This window comes from Candidatus Dependentiae bacterium (assembly GCA_026389065.1).
GTDB lineage: Bacteria > Babelota > Babeliae > Babelales > Chromulinivoraceae > JACPFN01.
The window spans coordinates 1-19,661 of record JAPLIP010000026.1 but is presented as its reverse complement, the minus strand read 5'-3'; the positions used below and the strand labels follow the sequence as shown (position 1 = coordinate 19,661).

19 protein-coding genes are annotated in these 19,661 nt (G+C 33.5%); 8 read left to right on the top strand and 11 right to left on the bottom strand.

Annotated elements, in window-relative coordinates:
• Positions 1 to 195, top strand: a 195-nt coding sequence (locus tag NTU89_01165) for a class I tRNA ligase family protein (protein MCX5923155.1), incomplete at its 5' end; no start/stop codon positions are given.
• Between the two features lie 252 nt (positions 196 to 447).
• On the opposite strand, the gene NTU89_01160 is transcribed toward NTU89_01165, so the two are convergent.
• The 4 genes from NTU89_01160 to NTU89_01145 all read right to left on the bottom strand — a co-directional run bounded on the left by NTU89_01160 (position 448) and on the right by NTU89_01145 (position 4,092).
• Positions 448 to 1,419: a hypothetical protein gene (locus tag NTU89_01160; protein ID MCX5923154.1), complete on the bottom strand. Its 972-nt coding sequence runs from the start codon at positions 1,417 to 1,419 to the stop codon at positions 448 to 450.
• Between the two features lie 209 nt (positions 1,420 to 1,628).
• Positions 1,629 to 2,663 (bottom strand): DnaJ domain-containing protein, encoded by a 1,035-nt coding sequence (locus NTU89_01155; GenBank protein MCX5923153.1) that lies wholly within the window; start codon positions 2,661 to 2,663, stop codon positions 1,629 to 1,631.
• A 176-nt stretch (positions 2,664 to 2,839) separates the two neighbouring features.
• The gene (locus NTU89_01150) at positions 2,840 to 3,118 is read right to left on the bottom strand and encodes a hypothetical protein (protein MCX5923152.1); all 279 of its coding nucleotides are present in this window, start codon (positions 3,116 to 3,118) and stop codon (positions 2,840 to 2,842) included.
• A 53-nt stretch (positions 3,119 to 3,171) separates the two neighbouring features.
• Positions 3,172 to 4,092, bottom strand: coding sequence for a prolyl oligopeptidase family serine peptidase (locus NTU89_01145; protein MCX5923151.1), 921 nt, complete (start codon positions 4,090 to 4,092; stop codon positions 3,172 to 3,174).
• Positions 4,093 to 4,281: 189 nt separating this feature from the next.
• Between NTU89_01145 and NTU89_01140 the strand changes: the two genes are divergently transcribed.
• The 3 genes from NTU89_01140 (at position 4,282) to NTU89_01130 (ending at position 9,189) form a co-directional block, all read left to right on the top strand.
• Positions 4,282 to 4,977 carry a hypothetical protein gene (locus NTU89_01140; protein ID MCX5923150.1) on the top strand — a complete coding sequence of 232 codons (696 nt, stop codon included), beginning with the start codon at positions 4,282 to 4,284 and terminating at the stop codon, positions 4,975 to 4,977.
• Between the two features lie 31 nt (positions 4,978 to 5,008).
• Positions 5,009 to 6,985 (top strand): excinuclease ABC subunit UvrB, encoded by a 1,977-nt coding sequence (gene uvrB / locus NTU89_01135; protein MCX5923149.1) that lies wholly within the window; start codon positions 5,009 to 5,011, stop codon positions 6,983 to 6,985.
• A gap of 62 nt (positions 6,986 to 7,047) precedes the next feature.
• The gene (locus NTU89_01130) at positions 7,048 to 9,189 is read left to right on the top strand and encodes a M3 family metallopeptidase (GenBank protein ID MCX5923148.1); all 2,142 of its coding nucleotides are present in this window, start codon (positions 7,048 to 7,050) and stop codon (positions 9,187 to 9,189) included.
• Here NTU89_01130 and NTU89_01125 read toward each other — a convergent pair.
• A complete protein-coding gene (locus NTU89_01125; protein MCX5923147.1) occupies positions 9,184 to 9,462 on the bottom strand; it encodes a hypothetical protein in 279 nt (92 codons plus the stop codon). The genes NTU89_01130 and NTU89_01125 overlap by 6 nt on opposite strands.
• Positions 9,463 to 9,523: 61 nt before the next feature.
• Between NTU89_01125 and NTU89_01120 the strand changes: the two genes are divergently transcribed.
• Both NTU89_01120 and NTU89_01115 read left to right on the top strand, forming a co-directional pair.
• Positions 9,524 to 10,075: a hypothetical protein gene (locus tag NTU89_01120; protein MCX5923146.1), complete on the top strand. Its 552-nt coding sequence runs from the start codon at positions 9,524 to 9,526 to the stop codon at positions 10,073 to 10,075.
• Positions 10,076 to 10,168: 93 nt separating this feature from the next.
• The gene (locus tag NTU89_01115; protein MCX5923145.1) at positions 10,169 to 13,714 is read left to right on the top strand and encodes a mechanosensitive ion channel; all 3,546 of its coding nucleotides are present in this window, start codon (positions 10,169 to 10,171) and stop codon (positions 13,712 to 13,714) included.
• 11 nt (positions 13,715 to 13,725) lie between these two features.
• Here the strand turns inward: NTU89_01115 and NTU89_01110 are convergent, their stop codons facing one another.
• The 4 genes from NTU89_01110 to NTU89_01095 form a co-directional block, all read right to left on the bottom strand.
• A complete protein-coding gene (locus NTU89_01110; protein ID MCX5923144.1) occupies positions 13,726 to 13,938 on the bottom strand; it encodes a hypothetical protein in 213 nt (70 codons plus the stop codon).
• 87 nt (positions 13,939 to 14,025) lie between these two features.
• Positions 14,026 to 14,574: a hypothetical protein gene (locus tag NTU89_01105; GenBank protein ID MCX5923143.1), complete on the bottom strand. Its 549-nt coding sequence runs from the start codon at positions 14,572 to 14,574 to the stop codon at positions 14,026 to 14,028.
• A 6-nt stretch (positions 14,575 to 14,580) separates the two neighbouring features.
• Positions 14,581 to 15,258 (bottom strand): N-acetylmuramoyl-L-alanine amidase, encoded by a 678-nt coding sequence (locus NTU89_01100; GenBank protein ID MCX5923142.1) that lies wholly within the window; start codon positions 15,256 to 15,258, stop codon positions 14,581 to 14,583.
• Positions 15,259 to 15,339: 81 nt separating this feature from the next.
• Entirely contained in the window at positions 15,340 to 16,842 is a 1,503-nt protein-coding gene (locus NTU89_01095) for an ankyrin repeat domain-containing protein (protein ID MCX5923141.1), read from the bottom strand.
• Positions 16,843 to 17,056: 214 nt separating this feature from the next.
• On the opposite strand from NTU89_01095, the gene NTU89_01090 reads away from it, so the two are divergent.
• The gene (locus NTU89_01090) at positions 17,057 to 17,404 is read left to right on the top strand and encodes a hypothetical protein (GenBank protein MCX5923140.1); all 348 of its coding nucleotides are present in this window, start codon (positions 17,057 to 17,059) and stop codon (positions 17,402 to 17,404) included.
• Positions 17,394 to 18,443 (top strand): AAA family ATPase, encoded by a 1,050-nt coding sequence (locus tag NTU89_01085; protein MCX5923139.1) that lies wholly within the window; start codon positions 17,394 to 17,396, stop codon positions 18,441 to 18,443. Before NTU89_01090 ends, NTU89_01085 begins: the two co-directional genes overlap by 11 nt.
• 80 nt (positions 18,444 to 18,523) lie before the next feature.
• On the opposite strand, the gene NTU89_01080 is transcribed toward NTU89_01085, so the two are convergent.
• Complete coding sequence (locus NTU89_01080; protein ID MCX5923138.1) at positions 18,524 to 19,201, bottom strand: hypothetical protein; 678 nt, start codon at positions 19,199 to 19,201, stop codon at positions 18,524 to 18,526.
• The coding region (locus NTU89_01075) for a hypothetical protein (GenBank protein ID MCX5923137.1) at positions 19,198 to 19,661 on the bottom strand (464 nt) is incomplete at its 5' end. The genes NTU89_01075 and NTU89_01080, both read right to left, overlap by 4 nt.

The window sequence follows — 19,661 nt, the reverse complement described above, 5'->3', positions numbered from 1 at the left end:
TTAGAAAAAGTTTTAACTTTGTTTTCTGTTTTTGCACCACATGCATCATGTGAGCTCCTAGAAAAACTTGTCGGCAAGGATTTAACTCAGTGCGCTTGGCCTAGCTATGATGCAACTTTGTTAATTGAAAGCAACGTAACTTATGCAGTTCAAGTAAATGGAAAACTGCGAGCAACATTTGAAATTTTGAAATAGAAAAAGATACAGACCAGGAAAAAGTAAAAGAAAAAGCTCAAGAGGTAGCAGCAAAATGGCTTGATGGAAAACAGATAATGAAAATTATTTTCATTGCCGGAAAAACTGTTAACTTTGCGGTTAAAGATTAATCCAAGTTAGTGTGTCTTGTGTGACATGCAATAAATGGGGCCATATCCGTACTCCGGATTGGCCCCATAAATTTGAGATGAGTATTTTGCAAGTTGTGAAATTAGTTGTTATTTCATTACTTTAGTAACTAAACGGGTTCATTGTTCTCGTAACATACTGCGCTAAAGAATTCTGTTGTGTTTCTGTTAGATATTCCATATTAGGAATTATTTTTTTGAGTTCCGTTACTTTTTCAGGAAGAGTTTCTAATTTTTTGTCATCAGCTTTAAGTTTTAGGTGTAGCTTATTGAATTCAGCTTGATAATCAAAGATGTGTGTTAGCATATCTTTTTCAATATCTGCGAAAAGAGTTTCTTGATCTGTTTCCTTGGCTTTTTCGTTGTTGTATGGCTTAAAGGTAGGATCTACCAGAGTTCCAACTCTTTGCATTTTAAAGAGCAAGTTATGAATATATTCGTTTTTTGCATCTGATATGAAAATCTTTTTATAATTAACCTGATCAGCATTATCAGTATCAGTACCAGTATTAATATCTATAAGTGTTTTATCTAGCCTTTCTATATTATTTTTTAAAGTTGTATTTCTTTGTATCAGAGTGTCTTTGTTCTGTGCTGCAACGGCTAATTCTTCTTGTTTTTTAGCGTCATCTCTTTCTTTATTTTTAGCGTCATCTCTTTCTTTAATAGCCTTCGCTATATTTTCAGCACTGAATTCTTTTACCCAATTTGTAGTCGTTTTTGGATTATTTTCAGGAAGATTGTTTATGCTTTCCTTCTGCTGATCGAGAGCGTCTTGTAGCTTTTTGACAACTGTTTCGCTAACTGTTGGCGCTTGTGTTGCGGCAGCAGCTTTTCTTGCTTTTATATCGTTTGTTTCTAGGTGTCTTTTTAAAAAATAAAGTCGATCGCCTTCTTTTATATTTCCGCTTTCAAATAAATTTCTATGTAAATATTCTTTTGCTTGAGTTAGATAGTTTTTTGATTTTGCTTGAGTTGTTTTATCTGGAGCCATCTCTGGCTCCATCGAATGCACCTGGCTGCCGAAAAGCAGCACGCAAAGAATGGTCAAATTTAACTTTTTGAAATTGTTCATTTTTTTATCCCCTTTTTTTGGTAAAAATATGTTACTGATCACAGTTTGGCACAAAGGGGGGGGGGTAAATCAAGGGTTTTAATTCTTTTTGAAAATATCACCATCGGCTTTTGCTTTCAGAGCTGAAATAGCAAGATTTGTTTTTGAATTAATTTGATAAAAAAGGCCAACTTCTTAGTTGAGAAGTTGGCCCTGGAAAAATTAAGGATTTATTGATTTAAATGATCATGGGCATCGCTTATTTTTTGAAACATTTCTGCAGCGCCATTCTCTTTGTTTTTATCTGGATGGTATTTTAAAGCTAGTTTTCGATAAGCTCTTTTTACATCGTCTGTTGTTGCGCCAGTTTCTAAGCCCAAGGTTTTATAAGCTCTTGTGTAATCATCATCTCGCTCTACCGCATTATTTGCAGGATCTTCGATGTAAGATTTAAAGTTTTCTAAGTATTGATAAATTTCTTTAAATTCGCTTGATGAGTATGAATGTATTTTATAAGTTTTTAACAACTGGTTTATTGTTTCTTTAATATATTCACTATTTTTTGGTCTTTGGTTTAATTGTTTGTCTTGTGAGTATTTTTCTATTTCTTCTTTTAAAGGCTCAAAAGAATTAAAAAAACTATTTTCATGATCATAGATTAATTGATTTCGTACTTTGCCTTTAGGCGTATTTTTTATTAAAGCTGCCACTGTTTCATTGCTAGAATATTTTGCCAGGTCACGCACGCCCATTGGCTCATCATCTTCATTGGTTAATGTAGCATTTATATTAGCGTCATTTGAAAGTAGTGCTTTTATTAAAAGATGATTGTCTGTCATGATGGCATAGTGCAAAGCTGTTGTTCCTGAATTATCAAAGATAATAGTATTAGAAAGGCTTTTGTGCTTTTCTAATAACTTTATAGCTTCATTGGTATCATTTTTTAACAGTAAAGATTTGAATAGCTCTATTCGTTCAGCTTTTTGCTTAGTTGCTTTAGCCTTAGCTTTGTTATCTGCTTTTTCTTGAGCTATTTTAAAGGCTTCGTCTTTTGCTCTTCTATCTGCCTTTATCTCTTCGTCGATTTTGGCGGCATCAGACTTTTTTATCTCAAATAATCGCTCTTTTGCCCTATCAAAAAAGTTTTTTGATTCTGTTCTTTCTGTTGGTTTGTATTGAACTTCTTCTCTGCCCATCGAATGTATCTGGCTGCCTGTAGGCAAAAGACAAAGCATGACGACTCTTAGCTTTTTGAAATTGTTCATTATTATCCCTTTTTTAGATTAAAAAACTTTACTGATCACAGTTTGACATAAAGAAGGGGTGGCAAATCAAGAGATTTAATTGATTTCATAAAAAAGGCCAACTTCTTGGTTGAGAAGTTGGCCCTATGAAATTTAAATGAGTTTGATCTAAGATCTGTCAAAAAGCATGAGGTGTTTTAGAGCTTATAGTGTCGCCTAATTGCTTTAAGTTCATGACGTAATTTATACCAGCTTTCATTAAAATGCGAGTAGTCATTATTATTTTTTTCAATTGATTTAATAACCCAGGCAAGGCTTTCTACTTCTGAAAGCTTCCAGTCAGCATTGTCTATATTTCTAGTACATAGGCGAGATAAGTCGCTTTTTGAAATAATATTATCTAGTCTTTGCATGGCACTTACTGGAGCTGATAAAAAAAATATTGAAAGAGCAAGTGCTTTAACAGTTAAAGTCATAACCTTAGTCCCTAAAATAATAAAATAAGATATTTAAAACATATCAAAAAGTTTTAGTTTTTGCTAATTAGAAGGGCTTTTTTGTTGATAAGGTTTTTATAGGCATTGATTTTATTAATAACTTTTTGACCGTCTAGAGCATGATTTGCTAAGTTTGTAGTTGCAAATAATTCATTGAAGGGAAGATTGTATTTTTTATAAAAAGAGTGAACCGCTTGTAGGTATGGTTTTTTTGAGTTTTTACCCTGTAAAAGAAAGCTATGTTTTCCACTCGGAATTGATATAAAATGCACGTTTTTAAATCCATTTTCGATAAATTCTTGATACAGCATTAATCCGTGCTCAAATGGAACAACCGTATCATCGAGCGAATGAATCAAGAGTATTGGCAGATTTTTATTTTTAATATTTTTAATTGAGTCAAGTGGTGTGATCGGATTTACTGTTGGATACTTTGGAAAAAGTGTCGTAAAAACAGAAAGAGCCCGGGAAGGGTTTATGCCATATTTTATAAGAGTGGGTTGGATTGCTTCATGCATGCTGGCAGGGCAAGCATCGAGAACCAATGCCTTAATCTCTTGATGGTCATGCTTTTTGAGATAGTTTAGTATGGTTGCAGAGCCTCGAGAGCATCCATAAAGGATTATTCCATTACCTGGTTTAGATTGAGCATCTATGAATTTATGTAAAGAATTTATGTCAGGGCCTTGGGCCATGTACATTTTGGACCTGTTAACATGTTTTCCAAATAGCTTTGTCAGCATAAAAATGCCATAATTTAGTCCAAATCCAGTTGCGTCTGTGGCATCAAGAAAAGAAACAGAATATTTTTCTTTTGTGGCAATTGCTTGATCAAATCTATTTATTTGAGATGGGCCATCCACAATTCCATGAGCAAAGATAGTCTTAATTTGCTCAGGCCAGATCGCTTGAGAGCTGATCATAAAAATAATAAAAGTTAATAGTTTTTTCATTTTTTTGCTTGGTTAAGCTGTTTATAAGCTATTTACAGTGTATCATGATGTAACATTTCATTCAAAAGGAGTGGGCAAAAATCGCAGTACTCTTTTTGAATTGGGCTTAAAAAAGGGCAAGTCTTTTTTTATTAAGCTGTTTTGTGTCAGGGTGCCGTATATGTATTATTAAATTTTATAGGGGGCGTTATGAAAAAGAGAACTATAATGTTTTTGGGGTGTTTCTTAGTGATAAGCATGAGCAGCTTTGCTTCTGTACCAGATTTGCCAAAATTAAACTTAAGTAAATCAATGGATTCTGATTGCTTTGATTTATTTATTCGTCGATGCAAAAGTCGTGAATTTTCAAAGCTTTCACGTAGGCTTACCTATTTTGAAATGATTTATGCCAACATGCAAAGAGCTGCAGATGTTAAGTCAGAGCAAGAAAAGGAAAAAATTAAGTTTGAATTTGGCTCTTTGGCTCATGACATATTTGAGTGGCAAAATGAAAACGTATCATTTTTAAGAGATAATTTATTACTAACAGATCAAGATGATGGTGATGAATCTGGAAATACATTAAATTTTTATAATGAAAATATGGTTCCTCGGATTAGCGATCTTTCCAGGTTGCTGCAAGTTGAAATACCCTTAATTTGTAAGGTTATTAACTCTCGTCCAAGCTCATCAGCACAAGTTTTGTATTCTTTGCCGGACTCTTCAGATGAGAAAGAAGAGTTAGTTTTAAATCCATTGCAGTCATCAAGCTATAGGCGCTTAGAAGAGCTTGACAAGATGGATAGTGATGCTCGACTCAGACGAACACCATGCATGCCAAGGACAAGATCATCTTTTGATGCATCAAGAGCTTCGAGCCATAGAAGTTTTGGTGATTTAGAGTAGACTTAAAAAAGTCTAAAACGATTGGTGATTTATGAGTTTATTCAAGTTACATTTGCCATTTCAGCCAGCTGGTGATCAAGAGGCTGCAATTAATGCTTTAAAAGATCATGAAGGTAAAAAATCAGTTCTTCTTGGAGTGACAGGATCTGGCAAGACTTTCACGATTGCCAATGTGATAGCAAAGCAAAATAAGCCAGTAATTGTTCTATCTCCAAATAAAACTTTGGCAGCACAACTTTATGAAGAATTTAGTTTGTTTTTTCCAGAAAATAAAGTCTGCTATTTTGTGAGTTATTATGATTATTATCAACCAGAATCATATTTGCCAGCGCAAGATATTTATATTCCAAAAGAAACTAAAATTAATCCAGAAATTGAGCGACTTCGTATAGAAGCTGTTGCAACTTTAATGCAACGGCGCGATGTAATTATTATAGCCTCGGTTTCATGTATTTACTCTTTAGGAAACCCAAAACAGTACCAAGAGCAAGCGCTTCCTATATTTGTAGGACAAGATGTAAATCGAAAGAATTTACTTTCAAAATTAGTTTTTATGCAATATCAACGCAATGACATTGATAAAAAAAGTGGCACATTTAGCGTGCAGGGAAACGTTGTTGAAGTGTGCGTTCCTTATGAAAAATATCAAAAATTAAGAATAGAGCTTTTTGGTGATACCATAGAAGCCCTCTCTTGGGTTGATAAAAATAATAATCATGTCATTCAAACCTTTACAAACACTATTATTTTTCCAGCAAAAAACTTTGTAACCTCTAAGCAGGCACAAGATCAAGCTTTAATTGAAATTGAAAATGAGTTAGAGCAGTATTTGCCAACAATGACAAACCCTGTGTACCAAGAAAGATTAAAGCAGCGAGTAACCAATGACATTGAAATGATTGAGCAAACTGGTTTTTGTAGTGGCATTGAAAATTATTCATCATATTTTGATGGGCGAGTTCCGGGTCAAGCACCATTTTGTTTGTTTGATTTTTTTAAAAAAGATGATTTTTTATTAGTCATTGATGAATCACATATTGCAGTGCCTCAAATTTCTGGGATGTATCATGGAGATCGAGTCAGAAAGCAGTCACTAATAGACTTTGGCTTTAGAATGCCTTCTGCAAAAGACAATAGACCGTTGAGGTTTGAAGAAGTTGAAAAGTTTTTTACTAATACTATTTTTGTTTCAGCTACTCCAGGACAGTATGAACTTGATCATAACGATCAAATAGTTGAACAAGTAATTCGACCAACAGGGCTTTTAGACCCAGTCATAGAAATCCATCCTCGCATGGATCAAATAAATGATTTGCTCGGTCAAATTAAGCTAACGACTTCAAAAGGTTTTCGCACTTTAGTTACCGTTCTTACAAAAAAAATGGCTGAAGAGTTGGCTCAATTTCTAGAAGAAAAAGGAATTAAGGTTTGTTATTTGCATAGCGATTTAAAAACTCCGCAACGTACTGAAATTCTGCAAAAATTACGCCTAGGCGTTTTTGATTGTGTGGTTGGTGTAAACTTACTTCGCGAGGGTCTGGATTTGCCTGAAGTTGCTTTTATGGCAATTATGGATGCAGACATCGAAGGCTTCCTTCGGGATAAGCGTTCTTTGATTCAGATTATTGGTCGAGCTGCTCGTAACACACAAAGCGTGGTCAGAATGTATGCAGATAAAATAACGAGCTCGATGCAGTATGCAATTGAGCAAACTGATAGAAGAAGAAGGATACAGCATGAGTATAACCAGCTGCATGGAATTACTCCTAAAACGGTCATTCGAGAAGTGGTAAAATCTATTTCAAAAGCTGCTTTGGACTTAACAAGGGTTGAAAAGAAATCGACAAAGAAAAGATCTTCATCGATGCAACATTTGACGGAACAAGAAGTTCAAGCATTGACCTTGCAAATTGAGACAGAGATGCACCAGGCAGCCAAGGATCTTAATTTCGAAAAAGCAATTCAGCTTCGAGAGCAGTTGTTGCAGTTGAAGGGCAAAAATTATTAAGATGATGAGTTTTTGAAAATGCATGTGCTAAAAAAGTAGAAGTAATAAAAAAGGAAGTAGGCATGAAAAAATTTTGGATGAGTAGTCTGATTTTGTTAATCTTTTTGGGTGGATGCAAGAAAAAGAAGATGGTTAAAGAGCGCATGTGTGCTCGAATAGACTTTGAAAGAATCGTATCATTGTTTCCAAAAAATGTTACTCAGGTAGATGATCTTTTACTCTCTTCAAAAAGTTTGATGGATGCTGCAATTGAGAGTATTGCTCAAGTTCAAGCATGTATGAGGAATTATCAAAATACAGTTCTTGTTTATGAACAAGCTTATTTTCAATTTATTGTAAACTTATCTGTTCTTCGTGTTCTTGCAATGCTTTCAAATGATGAAAAAATTATAATTTCTTCTCAAAAAGCTTTGAACGATTTACAAAATTATCAAGCGACTGTATTGATTTCTAATAAAATTTTATACCAGGCTTTTCTAGAATATCTTCAGCTTGGATCTGACAATTACAAAAAAAGTGTTTCCGTTCGGTATTTTTTAAATCATATGATTCAAAATTTTGAGCATGTCGGTGTTAAATTAGATGATTTAGAAAGTGCGCACCTGGAGGATGTAAAACGCGATATCAATAACGTATCAGCTGAATTTTTAAGCAATATTGTCAACGAGAAAAATAGTTTTTCTGTAAGCAGCTGTGATCTTGATGGGCTTTCTGATCAATTTATTAATTCTTTGCAAAAAGATTCTTTGGATAATTGCATTGTCCCAATTAATTCTGAAACATTTGCATTAATTATGAAAAACTGTTTGGTTGAGTCAACCAGAAAAACGTGTTTTATGTTATTTTCGCAAAGGGCTAGCAAGTTAAATCAAAAAGCCTTAACAGGGCTTTTAAGTAAGCGGCACGAAATGGCAAATCTGTTAAAATATCCAAACTTTGCATCATATCAACTACATGGACTAATGGCTAAAACGCCTAAAAGGGCAGAAAAGTTTTTACTTGGCATGATAAAAGATTTGCAGCCATATGCCGATAAAGACTTTGAAAAAATAGTAGATTTTGGCCTAGCTCCGTCAATAAGCCTTATTGATGGGAATTTATTAAAGCCATGGGATGTTGCATTAGCAAGGGCATGGTATCAAAAACACATGTTTGATTTAAGCCAAGATGAAATATCTAAATATTTTTCATTGTCACAAGTTATACCATCATTTTTACAGCAATTTAATCGAGTTTTTCATATCGAATTTGAGCCTCAAAAAACTGAAGGCCTCTGGGCTGATGGTTTGCAGTGCTACAGAATTAGATCTTTAAAGCATCAATCTGTTCTTGGTTATATGATACTTGATCTTTATAAGCGTCCGTTAAAAAAAATCATTCCGTCAACTCCAGAGGCAATGCGCGCAAGCGCCATAGCGCAAGGTAGTGTAGGTCAAAGCCATATGATGATTGTTCCATCGATACGAGATGATTGTAGCATTTCTTGTGTTGGGTCGTCAGTTGTTGTGACAAACTTTGTTGAGCCAACGCATGATTGTCCAACTCTTTTAACGCTTGATGAGGTAATGGAAACATTTCATGAAATGGGTCATGCTCTTCATGCACTTTTTGGAGCAACAAGATTTACACAATTTTCAGGAACGCAAGTTGTGCAAGATTTTATGGAGGCTCCTTGCAAGATGCTTGAGTGTTGGTTTGATAAACCGGAGCTGTGGACTTCTATAAGTAGTGATTATACAACTGGTGATACAATGCCAAAAGATATGATTGAAAAGATTATAGCATCGCTAAAATTTAGTAGGCCGCAAAGCATGCTTAATCAATTATTTTTAGGATTAATGTCGTTGCGCTTGCATTTGCAAGATCAAGATGATCTTGAGGGCAAAGAAATTCATAGCATGGTTGAAAAGTTATATAAAAAAACATTTAAACATATTGCATATGATTCTAATTGTTATTTTGAAACAAGTTTTATGTTTTTAGCCGGTGATTTTGGTGCCTCTTATTACATGTATCCATGGACAAGCGTTATAGCTGCTGATCTATTTGATAAGGCTTACCAGCGAGGGCTTTTTGAGTATGAAACGGGTAATGATTATGTTACTGAGGTATTAAGCCCAGGTGGCCTGAGAAGTCCATATGAAATGGTTGGTAGGTTTTTGGGAAGACCTTTCAACAATAAATCTTTTTTGAAAACATTATGATTTATTTGTGTCAAACATAATGCAAGTACCTATAAAAAGACATGAGGCAACCATGCTTATTGTGGTGAGTTTTAATTCTTGTATAACAGCTTTTCTTAATTCTTCTGTTATTGGTTGAGAATAAAAACTATTTGTATTATTGATTTTTGGTATATGTGGCTGCGGATTAAGCGTTTGAGAAGTGTTGTGGAGTACGCGCTTACCTGGCTTAGAATGCGTTTCTATGAAAAACAAAGAACAAATTAAGAATAATGAATTATGTTTTGATATCATAAGTGGCCTTGTGTGGTATATTTTAACTTACAAAATTAGATTTTTTAATGTTAGTAGAATTATGAATTATTCCCGTCAGAAAGCAAGAAACTTTCCCGCATTTGTAATAAAAAATTATCTTCCGATAAGTCAAAAGGTTGAAATTATTCATTTTGAACATGGGAAAATATTATGTATTTACCCTAAGAATCATCAAGCCTCACTGCTTAGTACGGGTTCATTAATTTTTTGCGCTGTTGAAAAAAGCCAAAATGTTTATAGGTTTTTAGATCTGTCCATTGAAACGTCTGCGCATGGTCTGAGCATCGAGCAGCTTGTTTTTGTTCATGATATCATGCGGCTCTGTAAAAAAAGTATTCCTCGCGAAATTCGTGTTCCAGAGATGTTTGATTTTTTGTTATATATTTATAGCAATATTTTAACCTTGTCTGAGGTAGGGAGGTCTGTAGCAATGCTTAGGTTGTTTTTATTGTTAGATTTGCTTCCAGAGCAGCAAGAGGTTTATCAAATTGCAATTCAAGATCCATGCGGAATTATCTCTCAAGATTTTAAGATTATAAATGAATCTGTTCAAAGGTCATGGGATAATTTTTATCAACATGATAAAGCGTAAAAATCTTATTGAAGCAACTATATTTACTTGCTAGCTTAAAGTAATATTATATGGTCAGTGTTGCTTTTTTCATGCTCTTTAAGGAATAACAATATGAGAATGTTTTTCTATCTTCTCTTCCTTTTCTTTTCTTTTAATGTTTGCCCTTTGGAATTAGGTCAAGAAATTGCTACGCCCAAAGTAAGAATTTTACTTCATTTTGATGCAGCAGATCGTTATAAGTATGTAGATAGTTTAAAAGCAGAAATTACTCTGTTAGAGCAACGTTGGAAAGATTTTTCTGATGGGTATTTGCAAAAACATACAGACATTGAAATAGAAATTGCAGAACTTAAAGAGAGATCATTAAAAAAGCATGATAGCTTTTTACTCAAAAGAATTAACTTTCTGACTCTGCTAGATAAAGTTTATGGCGAAATTAAAGAAACAAAGGGTCAAACACTAGCTCTTTTGCTTCAGCATATTGAATTTTGGGAAAAATCATTTTCTGATTCTATACACAAATCAAATACCATTGAGGAAAAATCAATTTATTCATTTCTTGATTTGCAAAATATGATGAAAAAGATTTTTTTACAAGAAGAGCAGCTAAGAGGGCTTATTTCAAAGAAAGAAGAAAAAGCTATAGAAATTTCTCGAGAAGAGTATCTGCTTGTTGCCAAAGAAAAAGAATTTGAGACAATCGAGCAGTCTATTGAAAGTAAAAAAAAGCATACAGATTTAAATAAAGAAGATATTGCACTCTTAGACATTGAAAAAGAAATTGTCTGCAAGCAGCGAGAACTTGCTGTTTTAAAAGTTAGTTTATATCAAAAAAACCAAGAGTTTTTAAGCTCAAAAGAATCAGTGTTGCAAGACAAGCTGGCTGCGCTTAAAGATCAAGGGCAGTCCATTAGAAATCGTTTGCATGTAGATGTTTCAGATGTTTATAGCTATGAACAAAAAAATAATGAACTAAAAAAAATATGCAATGCAAAAAAAGTTGAACTTGTAAAATTACGAAATGAAATTGCTGCTCGTAAAATAAATTCTCAAGAAGAATTAGATAGGCTTAGAAAGAGATTTAAGGTTTCTTTTACAAAATTAAAACAGTTAGAAGATGTAGAAGTCAGTGCTCATGGCATTGTGGATAGTTTTGCATTGTATTCAGTAGCACATGCTTATGTCATGGTGGCAACAGATGAGCGGATGCTGTATAAAATAAAAATAGAAATGATGCTACAGGATGCAAAAATACAACAATCGCAGGTAGTTGCAGATACGGTAAAGCTTTTATATGAAATCTCTCAAGGGCATATAAAAGATACTGAAACATTTGAAAAAGAGCGTATCGAGTACAAAGAAAAACAGATATTTTTAGAGTCTGAAATTAAAGCGAATAAAGAACAGATTGCAATTGATCATGGCCTGATAAAAGACATTCAGCGCATTATGACTCATTTAAAAAAACAACAAGAAAGAATGAATGTTTTAACTGACGATGTATCATCATTTCAAAAAAAGAAATGGACTGATTGCGTAATCTTACTTGCAGACATGATAAAAAACATTGAAGAGCAAGATGAGATCATGCTTCAAAAAAGTGAATTTTATGAGCAAATCGTTATTTCTCAAGAAGAGTCATTAGAATCTATAGATTGTATTTTGCATGAGTTTGATTTAATTGGGGTATGGCATCGTTCAATTAGTGCTGTAACCTGGGAAGGCATTAAAAACATTCTTCCAAATTTATCAATCTTTCTAAAAGATATTTATGGAATTGTAAAGTCATGCATAGCTCAATTATCTTTGAAAAAAATTGCGTTTAGTTTTTCAAAGATTAGCGTTGGCGGTCTTTTTGGCATCTTTTTAATGATGTTTTTATCATTCATGCTCTATCTGTTTTTGCAGGCACTTTTGCCAACATGGTATAAATATTTTCTTTTGAGCGAATATGGCTCAATTGATTTTATGCATGGGCCATATCAACTTTGTGCTGTTTTCATTGGTTTTTTTATAGAGGTTTTTACGCTACTTTATGGATGGATGCTGTTTTTTGCCTATACATTTGTTTATGATCCATCGATTGCATTTTATGTTGTATTTTATGGATACACTATTGTTTTAGGAATTTATGCATCGAGAAAACTACTCGCACATTTTATATTAATAAATCGCAAATTTGATTATTTTTTATTAAGCAAAAGGCTTATTGATCGTTTTTCTTTAGTCTTTTTATTTTTTTCAATTTCTACCGTTGTTATCCTAGTTTTTCGTAAAATGTTTATGCTCGTCATGCTTCATCAGCAATCAGAATTTCCAAATATTTTACTTCGCTTGTATCACATTGTTATTTTTACCTCGATTGTTTTTTCTTTAGATAAAGAAGAGTTTTTACAGTTGCTGCCACAAAAATCAAATATTGGATCTAAAATTTCATTCATTATTGAGCGTTATTATTATTTAGTTTTGCTTGCTGTTTTTAGCTTGCTTATCATGAGCGATCCATACCTTGGTGGTTATGGATCTTTAATGTGGCATCTTTTTTGGAATGTCTTTGTATCGATGTGCGTATTGGGTCTTTTGTTTATTGTAAACATGATTATTAGAAAACATTCTGTCATTTTTTTCTTCAAGGAAGATGACAGCATTAATGGATCGTGTGAGCGGTTTGACTATGCAAAAACATGGTATGCAATTTACATCTTATGTTTGATTTTCGTTTTTACCATTATTGCAATTGTTTTATGTGCAGAGGTATGGGGTTATGGTTTTACCTATGGAACTTTGCGTAAAGTTGCTATGTATGAACTGTTTAAGATTGAATCAACCAGTAGTGCTGGAAAGATGGAATCGTTTAGAGTTCTTAATCTTTTGTATATTCTTTTCATGTCCTGTGTCGGAATTGTTTTAGCATATCTTTTTAGAAAATTTGTTTTAAGGCGTGTTTTTGATATCCAATACGTAGATCCGGGAATTCAAAATACCGTAACAATCATATCTAGGCATGTAATCATTATTGCTGCTGTCATGATTGCATGTATTCAATCGAAGCTTGGATCGGTGGTTACATATGTTTCTTTTGTGGGTCTTGTTACGTTTGGTTGGTCTTTTAAGGATTTGCTCACTGATTTTGTAGCTTATTTTTTTATTTTAGTTCAGCGCCCAGTTAAGCTTGGTGACTATGTAATGATTGATCAAGATACAAAAGGAGTTGTCAGAAAAATTAGCTCTCGTGCGGTTATTTTACGGCATAAGAATGCCGTAAACATTGTAGTTCCGAATTCAACAGTTCTTAAAGCTTCAATTTATAATTGGAATTATACCAGAGGGTATATTGGATTAGACGATATTATTTTTACCGTGCCGTTTAAGACAAATATTACTTTGGTAAGAGAAGTTTGTTTTAAGGTTATGGATGAAGATGGGGATGTTTTAAAGGTGCCGCAGCCATTTGTAAGGCTCAATGAATTTGGAGACAAAGGTTATGTTTTTATGATTCGTGGATTTGTAAGTGCAGGTAATACTTTGCGTCAGTGGGACATTGCAAGTAACATACGATTTGCTTTGGTAGAAAAGCTTGGAAAAGAAGGAATAATTATTGCTGGCCCAAGTATGAAAATCTTTATGGAAAAAGAAACATTCCAAGACCAGCAATAAATCTAAATTGATTACTTTTTAAGGCGTGTAATTTTTTTTAATAAATGGCTGCTGTTAAGACCCCAAAGTAAAAGATACGCACCAGCAATAACCATAATGATATTGAGTCCATCTTGAAAAATTCCTAATTTTCCAAGAGCCCCAAATAGTAAAATGACACCAATGATTAAAGCAATAAAACCTTGTTGCTCAGGGTTGATTTGGCTTAGTAATTTATTTAACATTCTAGTCTCCGTTTAAAATAAAACTTTATCCTTGGCAACATACAAAAAACAAAAACAAGATTCAAGTTTTTCATTTTTACAGGTTTTTTACTTGAGATATCCTTGAATTGGCCAAGAAACATTAAAATTTAAATGATCATCAATTATTTGTTTGTGGTGAATTAAAAGCCGAATCGATGATATTGAAATATTATTTTCACGAATTGTTTTAAGTAAACTTTCCACAATCATCAATTTTTGATAGGTACTCATAGATTTATCAAAAGGATACTGGTTTATAGATACGAATGCTTGTGTTGAGCGCTCGCAAAGAGCAACTGACTGCACAATGATTTGCTTGTCAATAAGGCCCTCTTCTTCTAAAAATAAAAACCAATTATTTATCAGCAATTTTAAATTTTGAGAGATATCATCGCCATAAATCATTTCAATGGATTCTTTTTTTAAAGATTTAGTATTGCTATTAAAAACCCACAAAGTTACTTCTTTTGTCTTGCTGTTTTGCTCTATGGCGATATTTGTAGGCATTTGTTGATGTGGGATAAAAAAAACAATCCATGATTCTTGGTATAAAAAAAACAAAGATCCAATGGATAAAAGAGTTAAACAAATAATAAAATAGATATTTTTTTTCATATGTTTTTACTCTACTTCTGTTTTTTCAATTGATTCTATACATGAAATGAGTGGTTGAATGAGATGCTTCCAGTCATCTTTTTTTTGAAGTCCTGCTTCGATAGCAATACTTGGAGCTTTTACCCCAATAAGCTGTTTGTATGGGCAGGCAAATAGACCGAGTGGAACAAATACGGAACTTGCGAATTTATTGTTTTTAAAGTAATTGAAAAAGGTTTCTCCAATTAATTTAGATATTTTTAAATTAATTAAATAAGCATTGTCTACATGATAAAAATATAAAGAATTGTATTTATGCCAAAGATCAGTTTGATTTTCTAAATAATAAAAAAAAGAAATGTGTGATGGAATTTCTTGCTGATTATAAAAGCTCAGACTTATATAAAAATTAGCCTGAAGCTTGTTAGAAAAAGATGCATTTTGTAATGGTTGCACAGATTCACCAGGAGCTCTGGTTAAAACTACGCGAATAGTAGGACATGATTTATTAATCTGTTTTTTTAGTTCTTGCGCGCATTCAAGTGTGATTGCCCGTTCAAATGTATCATCAATTTCATGCCCAGTATTTTTACTGTCACCGTACGGATCGATCATAATTGTAAATGATTGATCGCTTGATGGAATAGTAAATCTTGCTGCTGCAATCAGCATGAAAAAGTAGAATGTTTTTTTATGTAAGTTCAATGTTCAAACCGTTAAAAATTAAGACTTAAAAGCTATTTTTAATATACCATAGAGTTATCTTCTTTTACAAATTGCTTGTTTTTATGCCATTACAACAATAGCGTTTTTAATTTTTGCTAAAGTATTGAATGCTATGTGAAATTGTAAGGCACTAATAATATCAGGCTTATCATGTTTTTTTGCGATAGAAAGAGGAGTGTTTCCATCGATGTCTGTTGCGCTCGGGTTAGCTCCTGCCTTCAGTAGCATTTTAACTATTTTTAAACTATCTAATTCTGTAGCAAAATGAAGAGCTGTTTTCCCAAATTCAAATATCAGATCTGTCAAAGCACCGTTGCTTAATAAAAATTCAATCATGCTTGTATCATAATTTTTTATAGCTAAAATCAGTGGCGATGTATGTCCCTCTGTTAATGTATTTATGTTGTTTAAGTTAGCGCCATTTTTTATAAGCTGGGAAACTGCCACTTTGTCTTTTTTTAGTACAGCAGTTTCTAGAGGCGTTCTTGTGTTGCCATAAATTATTGTGTCTAGGTATTGCTCTGTTTGTGGTGCTAAATTTCCATAGTAAATTATATCTTTTGCTAAAGCTTGTCTTTTTTCTATCGTAGGAAATGAATCGATATATGCTTTTATGAAATCGAATTGAATAATGTTGTCTTTCCACCCATACCAACCGGAAGAAATATTTACGGATACATCTCGCTCTATAGGGTATTCATCTTTCATCATCTCGTTATCAATGTAATATACCCTGGATGTTTTTTCGTTAAAAAATACATTGTTTCCATGTAAATCATTATGAGCTACCGTTGTCCATGTCCATGGATCTTTAGGGTTAACATAGTTCATAAAAGTCTGTTGAAATGATCCAACTGCTTTTCCCATAGCCTGAGCACATTGCATGACTTCTTCTAGGGATCCATAGGAGTAAATTTCATCGACTGGCTTGCCCTGAGCCGCATGAGTAATCTCAATTAAATTAGTTTGACCATCTGCGGCTTTATATTTAAATATTTTTTCTATCCAGCAGATAGTTGGCAAATCTTTTTGTGGTATTTTTTTACCGGTGTCAGGATACTTTGCATTTTTCAATTTTCTTAGAAAGGTTTGCTGCATTTCAATAAGCCTTTGAGAGCTTCCTTCCTGTGTGCTAATTTTTAAAAATATTATGTTTTTGTTGCTATTGCTAGGTGGACTGTTTTTAAGGCTTACAGCATAAATTCGATCTGTGTATGAGCCACCATCAACAGATTTTATATGTAAATTCTCATTGAAAAATTTTTCTTTAGCCTTGTATTTAGCTTTGTTTTCGGCAGTTTTAAATACTTTAGGTTCGGTTAAAAAGAATTCATATAAAACTATATTTTTTAGAGCTTGTTCGTTTGGATAACCATCTTTGTCGAGGGCCACTTTAATCCATTTTGTTTTGATTTGATCTGTGGAAATCTCTTCAATTTCTTCTTCTGGCTGAGCAATTGGGATAGCTGTCGGCGCTATTGCTTTTGCCTTTCCTCTGAGAGCCAATAGAGAGCCGTTAAAGACAAAAATAGTTAAAAATAGTATAAAAATCTTATTTTTCATACGAGAGATACCTCTTTTTAATACATGTGATAAAAGGATGCTATCAAGACTTAAGATTTGATAGCAATGGTTTTATGATAAATTTGGGGATCGTTAGATCTGGAGGTGGTTTTTGGTGACATGTAAATAAAACGACCAAGGGGCTTTTGAGTAAAAATGTCAGCCCTGTAAGCTGTTTATATGGGTTATATTTACATTAAATAAGGATTTACATATGAAATTTAAATTACTTTTTTCAATGCTTGCACTGATGTCGTTTTCAACGACTAGGCCAAACATTGTTTCAGATATTGTTGAGATAGCAAAAACTATTTCAATAGCTACGATAGATGTAGCTAAAGATTCTTTTTATGCAGTCAAAGAAAATACTTGGGATCTTAAAATTGGCAAAGTAGAAAATGGCGGAAAAATTATTGTAAGCGGCATTGTGCTCGCTTTAATCGCTGATCAAATATATTGCTGGCATGTTAATAAAGAATACAAAAAGCTTATCAAGCAGATGCGCGATGGAAAGTTACCATACAAAGTAGATAAAGAGAAAGGGCAGTTACATGTTAAATAATAAATTAAAAAACAAACTTATTTTAAGCTTTTTGATGGCGCTCAATATCATTTCTATTCATGCGGCTCCTGCCATAGTGGTTCAACGCAATGGCGTAGCAACTGTTCTTAATTTGAGACAAACTATTCCTGAGCGCGTTCAGTTGGCTTGGAAAGAACTTGATCCTAGTTTTAAACATTTGATTACTGGTGCTGCATATAGTCTTACTATGATGGCTATCATGATGCGTATGCAAAATAATGAACTATCTCCTAATAATTTTGAACTTGCTAAGAGTTCAGATATTGATACTACTTTTGATAAAATTATTGGAGCAAAGCAATCAAAAGAACAAATAAAACGGTTTATTGATTACACAAAAAATGCAAAATCATTCAATGATATTGGCGCAAAGCCGCTTAAGGGTTTTGTTCTTCATGGTCCTCCTGGAACAGGAAAAACTGATCTTGCTCGCGCAACAGCTAAAGAGGCTGGCGTTGATTTTATACACACTACTGGTTCAGAATTTAATGGAATTTGGCGCGGATCTGGTGTACAACAAGTTAAGGCATTGCATAAGTTTGCAAAAGCAAAAGCTCCATGCGTTGTTTTTATAGATGAAATTGATGGAGCTGTTGGATCAAGTAAAGGTGGAGCATCTTGGTGTTCGGATAATAAATCTACAACAAATGCTTTTAAAACAATGCTTGATGGCTTTGTTAAACAAGATCCAAGTAAGCCAATTTTATTTATTGGCGCTACAAACAATTTAGATGATATTGACAGTGCCATTATTAGAGATGGTAGATTGACGCCAATTCATGTTGGAACTCCAAATGCTTTAGAGCTTTCGCAAATATTTCAAAATAAGCTTTATAACTCTAAAATAAAAGCTGAAAGAAATATAGACACATCAGCCCTTGCAAATCTTCTTCCGAATGGAAGCACTGGTGCTAATGTTGCGGCCATTATTAATGATGCTGCAAATATTGCAGTTTATAATAAAAAAGTTCTTGTTGATTTTGATTCATTGAAATCAGCCATATTCCAAAGAGGATAAGCTTTACTATCATAGACTTACGAATTTAGATTTAAAGTATGGACTGCTCTTTTTGAGTGGTCCATACTTTTTGCTTACATTCAAGATCCGCAAGGACAACCGGTTTTGCCTTCTTTTGCACAATGCAGACAACCCAGGCCTGTGCATTTCGTTCTTTCGTCGTTTGCTTTGACAACCTCAATAAGCTCATCAATTTGCTTGAGCCACTGCTGAGCAGTTTCTTTTGATATGGTTCGAATTAAAAGAGGCTTGTAGGATTTCATCCATTCTGAATATTTTACAAAAGTTTCTCCTGCTTCTGGTTTTGAACTAAACCATGGATAAACAGGAGTTATTTCAAGAATGATATTTCCATGTTCGTCATTATAAAGCCATGATGCTGGCCTATCTATTCCATGAGATGTCTCAAATAAATTATGTAGATAGCCAACCCATTGAATGCCACCACGTGTTCTATCATAGACAAGGCTTTTGCGCTTTCGTTTTTGAAGGTACTGGGACCATTGATATCCGATCAAAGAATTTTTGTTTTTGTTAATCAGCGATTTGTGCAATGGTAATTTATTATTAATTGCTTCTTTAAGCATGTTTTTGAGCACGTCTATTGTATAATCAAAGCAATCATTTATGAGTATGTATTTATTTACTCCTTCAAAATTAATTTTTATATTTTCAAACAATGTAATTTCAGAAATATCTTCATCGATAGAGATAAATTCTTTTTCTGATGAATTTATATAAAATTTTAATAAGTTCATTTTTTGCCCTTAGTTTTATTCTTTTTTGCGTCTTTGATAATTTTACCTTTATTTCCAGTAACCATGCCTGATTTTTCTAGGGCTTCTTTCATTTCTGGGGTTAGTCCGTCAATATTATTTATCTTATTCCATGTTCTATGGTGAGCATGATAAACTCCTGGAGAGGTTTGATCAAAAACTATATATTTTCCACCATAGACAGTCACCCTACGCTTTCCTTTTAGTTCACCTTTGTTTTCAACCTCCACGGAAGTATCAAGAGCCTTTTGTCCATCTTCCCAGGTTGGGCCTGCACTTGCTTGGCCACTTTGGTGAGCTTTGTGCTTTTCTGATGGAATAAAGTATCCGTGTGGGCCTTTGGGTGGTGGGCTACAAGTTATAGTTCCGCAGTCTTTTCCAGGGCTATGCTGACTGATTGGGTAATTGTGAATTGATGGTGGATTTTTTATGATGTTTGTTT

Excerpts from the sequence above, each read along its gene's own strand:
- NTU89_01160 (MCX5923154.1), bottom strand. The coding sequence starts at position 1,419 with ATGAACAATTTCAAAAAGTTAAATTTGACCATTCTTTGCGTGCTGCTT.
- NTU89_01155 (MCX5923153.1), bottom strand. The coding sequence starts at position 2,663 with ATGAACAATTTCAAAAAGCTAAGAGTCGTCATGCTTTGTCTTTTGCCT.
- NTU89_01150 (MCX5923152.1), bottom strand. The coding sequence starts at position 3,118 with ATGACTTTAACTGTTAAAGCACTTGCTCTTTCAATATTTTTTTTATCA.
- NTU89_01145 (MCX5923151.1), bottom strand. The coding sequence starts at position 4,092 with ATGAAAAAACTATTAACTTTTATTATTTTTATGATCAGCTCTCAAGCG.
- NTU89_01140 (MCX5923150.1), top strand. The coding sequence starts at position 4,282 with ATGAAAAAGAGAACTATAATGTTTTTGGGGTGTTTCTTAGTGATAAGC.
- uvrB (MCX5923149.1), top strand. The coding sequence starts at position 5,009 with ATGAGTTTATTCAAGTTACATTTGCCATTTCAGCCAGCTGGTGATCAA.
- NTU89_01130 (MCX5923148.1), top strand. The coding sequence starts at position 7,048 with ATGAAAAAATTTTGGATGAGTAGTCTGATTTTGTTAATCTTTTTGGGT.
- NTU89_01125 (MCX5923147.1), bottom strand. The coding sequence starts at position 9,462 with ATGATATCAAAACATAATTCATTATTCTTAATTTGTTCTTTGTTTTTC.
- NTU89_01120 (MCX5923146.1), top strand. The coding sequence starts at position 9,524 with ATGAATTATTCCCGTCAGAAAGCAAGAAACTTTCCCGCATTTGTAATA.
- NTU89_01115 (MCX5923145.1), top strand. The coding sequence starts at position 10,169 with ATGAGAATGTTTTTCTATCTTCTCTTCCTTTTCTTTTCTTTTAATGTT.
- NTU89_01110 (MCX5923144.1), bottom strand. The coding sequence starts at position 13,938 with ATGTTAAATAAATTACTAAGCCAAATCAACCCTGAGCAACAAGGTTTT.
- NTU89_01105 (MCX5923143.1), bottom strand. The coding sequence starts at position 14,574 with ATGAAAAAAAATATCTATTTTATTATTTGTTTAACTCTTTTATCCATT.
- NTU89_01095 (MCX5923141.1), bottom strand. The coding sequence starts at position 16,842 with ATGAAAAATAAGATTTTTATACTATTTTTAACTATTTTTGTCTTTAAC.
- NTU89_01090 (MCX5923140.1), top strand. The coding sequence starts at position 17,057 with ATGAAATTTAAATTACTTTTTTCAATGCTTGCACTGATGTCGTTTTCA.
- NTU89_01085 (MCX5923139.1), top strand. The coding sequence starts at position 17,394 with ATGTTAAATAATAAATTAAAAAACAAACTTATTTTAAGCTTTTTGATG.
- NTU89_01080 (MCX5923138.1), bottom strand. The coding sequence starts at position 19,201 with ATGAACTTATTAAAATTTTATATAAATTCATCAGAAAAAGAATTTATC.